Origin of the sequence: Thiocapsa sp. C2-2m (genome assembly GCF_041903745.1) — a bacterium.
Lineage (GTDB): Bacteria > Pseudomonadota > Gammaproteobacteria > Chromatiales > Chromatiaceae > Thiocapsa > Thiocapsa roseilacustris.
This window is the reverse complement of sequence record NZ_JBBWVD010000081.1, coordinates 1-6426: the sequence shown is the minus strand read 5'-3', so window position 1 is coordinate 6426 and position 6426 is coordinate 1. Positions and strand designations below refer to the sequence as shown.

At 61.7% G+C, this 6426-nt stretch carries 4 protein-coding genes and 3 pseudogenes; 1 reads left to right on the top strand and 6 read right to left on the bottom strand.

Annotated features, from left to right (window positions below):
- Positions 1 to 334: 334 nt before the first annotated feature.
- Positions 335 to 1291, bottom strand: a complete 957-nt coding sequence (locus tag AADX97_RS28260) for an IS1595 family transposase (RefSeq protein WP_374237386.1) — start codon at positions 1289 to 1291, stop codon at positions 335 to 337.
- Positions 1292 to 1596: 305 nt separating this feature from the next.
- On the opposite strand from AADX97_RS28260, the gene AADX97_RS28255 reads away from it, so the two are divergent.
- On the top strand, positions 1597 to 2880 hold the full coding sequence (locus AADX97_RS28255; RefSeq protein ID WP_374237385.1) for an IS701 family transposase: 1284 nt from the start codon (positions 1597 to 1599) through the stop codon (positions 2878 to 2880).
- Positions 2881 to 3351: 471 nt separating this feature from the next.
- Here the strand turns inward: AADX97_RS28255 and AADX97_RS28250 are convergent, their stop codons facing one another.
- From AADX97_RS28250 to AADX97_RS28230, 5 genes and pseudogenes are all read right to left on the bottom strand, one after another.
- Positions 3352 to 3768 carry a type II toxin-antitoxin system VapC family toxin gene (locus AADX97_RS28250; RefSeq protein WP_374237384.1) on the bottom strand — a complete coding sequence of 139 codons (417 nt, stop codon included), beginning with the start codon at positions 3766 to 3768 and terminating at the stop codon, positions 3352 to 3354.
- Positions 3743 to 4003, bottom strand: coding sequence for a hypothetical protein (locus tag AADX97_RS28245; RefSeq protein WP_374237383.1), 261 nt, complete (start codon positions 4001 to 4003; stop codon positions 3743 to 3745). Before AADX97_RS28245 ends, AADX97_RS28250 begins: the two co-directional genes overlap by 26 nt.
- A 1204-nt stretch (positions 4004 to 5207) precedes the next feature.
- Positions 5208 to 5378: pseudogene (locus AADX97_RS28240) on the bottom strand (NAD-dependent epimerase/dehydratase family protein); the annotation flags it as partial.
- A 115-nt stretch (positions 5379 to 5493) separates the two neighbouring features.
- A pseudogene (locus AADX97_RS28235) lies at positions 5494 to 5903 on the bottom strand (GDP-mannose 4,6-dehydratase); the annotation flags it as partial.
- A gap of 275 nt (positions 5904 to 6178) precedes the next feature.
- A pseudogene (locus AADX97_RS28230) lies at positions 6179 to 6426 on the bottom strand (hypothetical protein); the annotation flags it as partial.

The window sequence follows — 6426 nt, the reverse complement described above, 5'->3', positions numbered from 1 at the left end:
ACAACCATATCTTTTCGGAACTCAGTCACGCGGCCTGCACACTCGCTACACCTGGCTTCATACACACCCTTGCGGGTTATGCACGCAGGTTCGCTACAGAGTCGGTGGCTAGCCGCCTCTCATGGGAATTGGGTCACCCCTCACCCACTGGGTAACGCTATCCAATTTCACGGTCTCCGTTCCGATTCCAAGGATCTGAATTTAACTTGACACGACAAGGCTCGATACTGGGCTCGCGGCGCACGATTACCCGGGCGGGGCTCCCACCCGCTAGAACACGCGGCCTTGCCAGGCCGCACCGTCCCCGGTTTCCGGCACTCAAAACTTAGCCTGATTAGCAAGGAACTTCAGCCACGCGCCGGATCCACGGCTCCGGGCGCGGCGCGCAGGTCACCGCCGCCACCAACAGGCGGGTCGGCAGCGCCTGCAGATCGAAGCGGCGGTTGAAGCGATAGGCGATCGCGCCGAGGTAGCGCTGGGCATACTTGTCGAAGTCGAAGCTATGGTATGCGCCGCTGAAGCTGGTCTTGAGATTGCCCAGGACGGTGTTGATCCATTGGAACATCGGCAGGTCCTTGGGTTTGCGTCCACCGACGACGGTCGGCTGGTGGGTGCAGCCGATGTCGGTGACGCCGGCGAAGCAGGCCAGGCCATCGGAGATGACGGTGCTGGACGGGGCGAGGTTCGCACCCGCCCAGTCGGCGATGGCGCTGCGGGTGAAGCCGGGCAGTCGGGTAAACTTGGCGCGCAGCGGATGGCCTTGGTCGTTGAGCGAGACCGCGCCGATGAAGGGCACCTTGTTCTCCGAACCGCGCCCGACCGTGCCGCCGGCCAGTTCGCCGCCGAGATGGGCGTCGTCGATCTGCACGGTCCCGCACAGGACCGTGGCGGCCTCGCGCTCGACCATCGCCTGCATCAGCGTGTGATGGATCAGCCAGGCGGTCGGATAGCTGACTCCCGGATCACGCTTCAGCGCCAGGGCCGACAGCCCGGTCTTCGCCTCGCCGATGAGATCAATGACCAGGAACCAGACGGTCAGGTTCAGTTTGGTGGCCTCGAAGAGGGTCCCGGCGATCAGCGAGGTCTGGTGATGGCAGGCGTTGCACTGGAAGGTCTTGCGGGTGCTGCCATACAGCACGCAGTGCGCGGCCCCGCCGCAGCTCGGGCAGCGAAACCCGTCCGGCCAGCGCGCGCGCTCCAGCGCCGCCGCGCACTGTTCCTCGGTGCCGAAGTGTTGGAAGTGCTCGAACAACGACATCCCGTGCTGGAACTGGATCCGATTCATGGCCATGGCAGGCTCCGTCGGGTGGTGGACCTGCCTGCAGTCTGCGCCCGCCGGTGACTCATTCCGTGAGCCTGGCGGAAGAATCTTTCTAATCAGGAAACTTAGTTCTACTTCGTTAGATTAGATCTAGCTGCAAATAGCTGATGTTATTATACTATTAGCACCACAACTTAATCATAAAGAGAATCTATCTATGCATAAGCGGATTTTCTTCAACTGATACCCCTATAAATCCACTTGATGATCTTGCCGGGCGCTTTACCCGCTTTCATCGGCGCTTCAACACGCATTTTCAGAGCGCAACCCGCAGCGTGATCGAGCCGGTCGGGCACTATTTGCGGGGTCTGATGCAAGCCGATCCCAATAAGAAAAATATGGAGCGTATGGAGGAGCGGGTTCCGGATGCCGATGAACAGCAGCTCCAGCAGATGCTCACGGACTCGCCTTGGGATCATCAAGCGGTGGTTGATCAGGTGGCGTTGGCGGCGGATCGATGGCTGGGTGGGCACCCGAATAGTTGCCTGTTGATCGATGAAAGCAGCTTCAAGAAGTCGGGCAAGCATTCGGTGGGCGTCGCTCGGCAATGGTGTGGGCGTCTGGGCAAGGTGGACAATTGCCAAGTCGGGGTCTTTGCCGCATTGGGTCGTGATCGCCGTGTGACGTTGGTCGATGAGCGTCTGTATCTCCCGGAGAAATGGTGTGATGATGCGCCGCGCTGCGAGCAGGCCGGTATTCCCGAGGCGGACCGCGTTTTTAAGACGAAAGTGGCGCTGGCATTGGCGATGGTCGCGCATCAACGCCGGATCGGTGTGCGGTTTTCCTGGGTTGGCGCCGACGGGTTTTACGGCAACGATCCGGCGTTTCTCCGCGGCCTGGCGGCGATGGGGGACGTGTTTGTCGCGGACGTGCATTGTAATCAGTTGATCTTCCTCGAAGATCCGAAGCCGACGATCAAGCAGAAGAAGGGCAAGCGTGGCCGAGCGCCCACCAAGCTTGAGGCGAACGCCCCGTCGATGCGCGTTGATCAGTGGCAAGCGGATCAGCCCAATGCGGCCTGGCAACGGGTCAACGTCCGTGACAGCACGCGCGGAGAACTGGAGGTGGCGGTGCTGCATCGCCGGGTTTGGTTGTGGGATAACGAGGAGGGCGCAGCGCATGAATGGCATTTGATTGTGCGCCGTGAAATCAATGCCCCCGAGGACATCAAATACACCGTGTCGAATGCCCCGGCCGACACGCCGGTGAAGCGATTGGCCGAGATGCAGGCGCAGCGCTATTGGGTGGAGCGCGCCTTCCAGGACGGCAAATCCGAATGCGGCATGGCGGATTATCAGGTGCGCAAATGGCGCGCCTGGCATCATCACATGGCCTTGGTGTTGATGGCGATGCTGTTCATGTTGGAGGAGCGACTCCGCGCCGCAGACGTGCATCCGCTATTGAGTTGCTCCGACATTGAGGAACTCTTGAAACAGTTGCTGCCAAGGCGCGCAGTGACGCAGGAACAGGTCTTGGCGCAGATGGAGAAGCGCCACAAGAAGCGCTTGGCCAGCATCCGCGCGCAGTACGCCAAGCAGGGCCTTGCGCTTCCGGAGTAACCTCGCCCGGCGTGCGGCCGCGCCGCCCACGGCGCCGAGCGTTGTTCCCGCTCGTGCTGCCCGAGGCGGCCTCGGGTTGACGACGATGCCGTGCATCGGCGCTGCCGGCACCGCTGCGCCCGTTGTTTTCCCTGGACCTCGGCAAAGCGACACCAGGGCCTGCGCAAGGGGGTCTGTTCGCGCCTCACGGGCGCTCCATGCCTTCGGCGCAGCGTGATTGTGGACAGGGTCGTCTTGCGATGCGGCGCAACCAACGTCCTTCGTGGTCGCCGCGCGAGCGACCGTCTCGTCAGCGCCTGCGGCCAACCCGGCGCTACGGTGCACGACATGACGACCACGAACGCGCCTCGGTTCAGCGATCCCTCTGCTGCCAAAGAAACGGTATGATTGAATATAAATCAATCGTTTATCGCCAGCATTCGGCGTGGCTGCTGTGCGCCACGGGTCCGAGGGAAAAGTAACGAAGTAGAATTAGAGCCATAAACGCTCGAAGGCTCGTCCGTCCGGAAGTCGATACGCCGAGAAATCACGTACATCAACCGTGATGATCCTGATGATCCCGTGGATTCCAGCGAGCGTGACGAGTGCCGCATCGGTGAAGTCGGGCGCGAGATTCCGGTATTTGTTCAATGTTGCGCGGATCGCCGGCAGCTCGGTAATACTGAGGTCATGCAGGATGATTCCGTAGCATTCCAGCCAACTCAGGAGCGCGATCTTGCCGGATGCATCGAGGAAAAAACCCGTCTCGGTGACTACGGGCCAGAGAGAATGCAGGCTCAGGCGTTGATGATTGGCCAGGAACTCGACAGCGGAGGTGTGATGCGGGTCATTTCGAGCGAACAGGGCGACAAGAAAGCCGGTATCAACCCAGGCGGCGATGTTTGGCATGCAGGGCCTCCCAGATTTGGCGTTTTGCGGGATCCGTGGGTGGCTCGGCGAGTTGTCCAGTGCCGAACAGATCGCGTCCTGATTCATAAGGAGTTGGCCCCATTTGTTCCAACAGACGCTGACAGAGCTCACGAACCCCCTGGCGGACCAGGTCATCCTGGCTACGCGCAGATTGACGGCTGACGCGTTCCAATAAGGCTTGTTCCTCGGGGGTCAGGCACACGGTAAATGACATGGTATCGTCCTCGCATCAGTGATCACGACATTCCGCTGTTGACATAGCGCATCACAACAGGGGCAGTTTAGCGAATGAAGTGACGAAGGAACCGTATCGATCGCGTGGTACGTCCCCGGTATCCTCCAGGGATCGACGACGTGCAGTCGTCCTCTTCCACCGGCCGGACGGTCCGAGGGGTCGACCTCAACGCGACGATCTCGGGAACCGCACAGAAAGCGCTTTGGCCGGACCCATCAGCGAGGCCGGTTGGTCGCCGATCGCGAGAACCGTGGTACGTCCCCGGTTTCCTGATGATAGCGGACTTGGCAGGGCGCTGACGCCTTGTTCCGCGCTCGAACTGACCTGTAATCGAAGTGAATTAAGTAAACGGAGAGTAAGCCGGGTTCTTGCCGTCGGTTAGGCTGATGTTTGTGTTCTCTGTTTGCCGCCTGGTTTCCCGGCGGTGCCACATGATCTCGGCCATACGACGGTTCGTTCCCGGCTCCTCGCAGAACCGGACTTGGAGTGTTACACCATCCGGCTCCCAGCCCGAGTCTTTCGCAGAGGAACAGGGGGCAATCCGGCGCCCTGCCGACTCCTCACACGCGACACCCGTCGCGGCGGGGAGCTTTCCGCGCTCCACCCGGAGGGCGGGGCACACCATCTGCGTGAAACGCACGAGCATGGTTGGCACGGACAGAATCCTCACGGTGTAGGGCCGTGTTTCACCCGCGCGTTATCTCAGGCCGCCACCCCTTTGCTCGACCCGCATGACCAGGCGTCAACGCTCGTATGGATGGCTCCGACTTCCAAGCACCACCGCCCGTGTCCTCGCTTTTTACACTTGTTCACAGGTGCCCGCTTCCAGCGGACCGATGCTCGGATCTCCCTGGTTACTACGTGCTCTCAATGTCAGGCTCGACACGGCCTCGGACCCCGGGGAATACCCGCGCCGCTCGCCAGAGCGCGACACGGATTGTTGCCTGCCGGAGGGACAAACCCGTCGGCACTCCCGACTGTTCTTTACGGGGCTCAACACCTTCAAGGTCGGCTCCACCCGTGACCTTTGCACCTCGCCTGCTTTCGTGCCTACGCATCGACGTGTCCGTTGCCGTCCACGCCGCAAGGCTCAATACTGGGCTCGCGGCGCACGATTACCCAGGCGGGATTCCCACCCGCTAGTTCACGCGGCCTTGCCAGGCCGCACTGTCCCCGGAATTCCATAGCAGAAGGAGCGCGCCTGCGTCCCCTCGCCATAGACGGTGATCGGCGCGTTCCGCAGCGCCTGGACGATGAAGTTCGACACCACGCGCCCGTCGTTCGGGTGCATGCGCGGCCCGTAGGTGTTGAAGATCCGGGCGACCTTGATGCGCATACCGTGCTGGCGGCGATAGGCATGTCGTGGCGAACTCATTCGCCCCTAAATCCCGGCAGATCCCTTCCCGGAAATCACCTTAAATGTTGAGGCCGAGGGCGACCTCGACCCGCATGCCGTGCTGGTGGCGATCGTCGAAGAAGAGCGTCTCGGCGCAGCGTTCGCCCTCGTCGTAGCAGGCACGCAGACCGATCGGGCTGACGTGGCCCCAGTCGTGCTCGGGCTGCGGATGGATGTTCGGGTCGCCGTAGACCTCGCTGGTGGAGGCTTGAAAGATCTTGGCCTTCACCCGCTTGGCCCCAGGCCGAGCATGTTGATGGCGCCGTGCACGCTGGTCTTGGTCGCCTGCACCGGGTCGAACTGATCGTGGATCGGAGATGCAGGGCAGGCCAGGTTGTCGATCTCGTCGACCTCGACATCGAGCGGGAAGGTCGCGGCGTGGCGCATCAGCTCGAAGTACGGGCTTTCCAGCAGATGGGCGATGTTGTCCTTGGTCCCGCTGAAGACGTTGCCGACTCGCCCCCGGGCTCCGAGACTCTGCAGGGATTCGCCGTTGGTCGGGTGAAGGTGCGCGCCAACCTGTTCTTTCTCAAAGGCCACGGTGCCGGCGCACCGAACCCGACCGACGCGATCGGCACCTCGGTCGACACCGTTGGGGAATACCTGCACAGTCTCTCCGCGTGGGCGTGTAGCCTCGGCGCTCTGCGTTACCTAGCCAGAAGTCAGTTCTTTGGCGGGAGTGTCGGACTAAAGTCCGACCCGCATTCTGGGAGTGCAACTCATGCTGTGGGTTGGGCTTTAGCCCGACCGGTAGCGGCTCAATGAAAGAGCGCATCCGGGGTGTCGGCGGTGAGAATGCGCACGGACCAGCGGCGCAGACTGTCGTTGTCGGCCGCCTCGATCCGTTCGCGCAGGGCCTCGGCGGAGTCGGCGCCGAATTTGTTCTCGATCAGCCAGAGCAGGAGGTCGGCCTCGCCCTGACGATACCCTTTCTCGATCCCAGCGCGCTCGACGGTGGTGACGTACGGCATCTGTTTGCTCTCCTCGTAGGTGAAGATCTCTTGGC